Origin of the sequence: Bacillus sp. SRB_8 (genome assembly GCF_003264205.1) — a bacterium.
Lineage (GTDB): Bacteria > Bacillota > Bacilli > Bacillales > Bacillaceae_G > Bacillus_A > Bacillus_A mycoides.
Map to the genome: position 1 here is coordinate 191,390 of NZ_NADT01000019.1, position 1,958 is coordinate 193,347.

A 1,958-nucleotide genomic window follows, 5' to 3' on the forward strand; every position below is an offset into this window, starting at 1 on the left:
CCTGTCGCTCCGCCTCCTGTTGGACCTGTTGGACCTGTTGGACCTGTCGCCCCTGGAGTAGCATTGATTAATTGAATTAATAAATTAAAAAGAAGTTGTAAAGTTGCAGAATCAACATTTGAGTTGCAGGATATAGGGATAAGATCTAAAGCGAAGAAGAATTGTGCAAGGGCGCTATAAAATTGTTGCAATAATGTTGACAATTGTCCTAAATTAGGTGCTGGAGATTGTAATAAAACTATAATACTTTGAGTTAATTGTTTCAAAAAATTAACTTCTGGAGAAGGTAATAAGGAATTTAAGAAAATTAAAAATTGATTAAATAAATCGAGTAACGCTAATCTGTTTGCATTACTTGGATTTGCAAAAAATGCTGAAATAGCTGATACTAATGAGTTTAGTAAAGTAATTAATTGACTTAATTGTTCCCTAGTAATAGGAACTGACTGTGGATTTTTACAACAATCTGCTGAAAAAACAATTGGATTGCAGTTATTATGACCAAAACAATTATTATTTGACATTTATTTCCTCCTTACTTTTCTTATAGTTGAGTGTTTTCCTATTCTAAGAACTATAAAAGATGCGATTGTAAAAAGTAGTTGAGTTATATGTTTCTCTTAAAATAGGAAACATGAATTATAATCAAACTTGAAAACGTAATTTAATTATGTTCATGACTCACATATTAATTATATGTTTTTAATAATTGACTGCTTAGATTAAACACCTAAACTTAAGAGTTTATTTTATTTTTCCACGTTTATCTATTAGGTCCAAAAGCACATTTTCATTTAAAAATTAAAACATAAATAAATCATTAGCATATATTCTACAAGTAACAACATCATTCTTTCAACTAATTAAAAATGATACCTTTACTAATATTGTGTTCCTTCTATAATCATGAAGCCGTTTCTATTATAAAAAACTTTCATACAATATAGTGGACAAGTTATTCTATACTTCGTTCAAAAAATAATTAAAGGAGTGAAATTTAATTGCCAATTATTCAACCATTTATCGCTTCTAGAAGATTTACATCTACACTAGGAGCTGGAACAGGAACAGGTGCAGCTTTTGCAATTGCTGCAACAGCTTGTTTAAACGATGCCGGTACTACTGCAACTGCCTTTCCGACTTTTACGTATTACAACCTCTATGTAAACGGGATAATTCAACCTAGCGTGAACTCCAGTGTCACCACAGGTCCTACTGGTGCTATTACAATTCCTGGCGGAGATGTATTAGACGGTGGAATCCCAATAACAATTGAATTTATCGTCACTTAATTTTAACTAATGTAATTTAGAACAAAAAAAGACAGATTCCTTTTTCCATTAAGAATCTGTCTTTTTTAATTAATAATAATAAATTGTAGGATAATTGAAGATCCTTGTGAGGGTGGTTCATCATCTAATAAAGTTAACTGACCAGCTGTAACTTCATAAAAAGGTTGTGGTTGAAGAATTCCATTTATAAATAGATTAATATAAGAAACTTCACTTGGTGATAAGATTTGTGTTGTACCGTATTGTGCTATACCATCTGCATTAGTATATATAAGTTTTTCCCCATCTGAAAAAGTAAAATATAATAGGTTTGTTGTTGGGATTATTCCCGGTATTCCCGTTGGGCCGGTTATTCCTGTTTCTCCTGTTATTCCTGTTTCTCCCGTTTCTCCGGTTGCTCCTATTGCTCCTGTTGCTCCGGTTGGGCCTGTTTCTCCTGCTGCCCCTGTTTCTCCGGTTGCTCCTGCTACTCCCGTTATTCCTGTTTCTCCTGTTATTCCTGTTTCTCCGGTTGCCCCTGTTGCTCCGGTTGCTCCTGTTGCCCCTGTTTCTCCTGTTTCTCCTGTTTCTCCTGTTGCTCCTGTTTCTCCTGTTTCTCCTGTTGCTCCGGTTGCTCCTGTTGCTCCGGTTGCTCCTGTTTCTCCTGTTTCTCCGGTTTCTCCGGTT

2 protein-coding genes and 1 pseudogene are annotated in these 1,958 nt (G+C 34.6%); 1 reads left to right on the forward strand and 2 read right to left on the reverse strand.

The features are described 5' to 3' along the window. Positions 1-524, reverse strand: a pseudogene (gene exsJ, locus B5P40_RS33505) (exosporium protein ExsJ); the annotation flags it as partial. A gap of 477 nt (positions 525-1,001) precedes the next feature. On the opposite strand from exsJ, the gene B5P40_RS16445 reads away from it, so the two are divergent. Then, entirely contained in the window at positions 1,002-1,292 is a 291-nt protein-coding gene (locus B5P40_RS16445; RefSeq protein WP_002031992.1) for a DUF4183 domain-containing protein, read from the forward strand. Between the two features lie 65 nt (positions 1,293-1,357). On the opposite strand, the gene B5P40_RS16450 is transcribed toward B5P40_RS16445, so the two are convergent. Beyond that, the coding region (locus B5P40_RS16450) for a DUF4183 domain-containing protein (RefSeq protein ID WP_142936365.1) at positions 1,358-1,958 on the reverse strand (601 nt) is incomplete at its 5' end.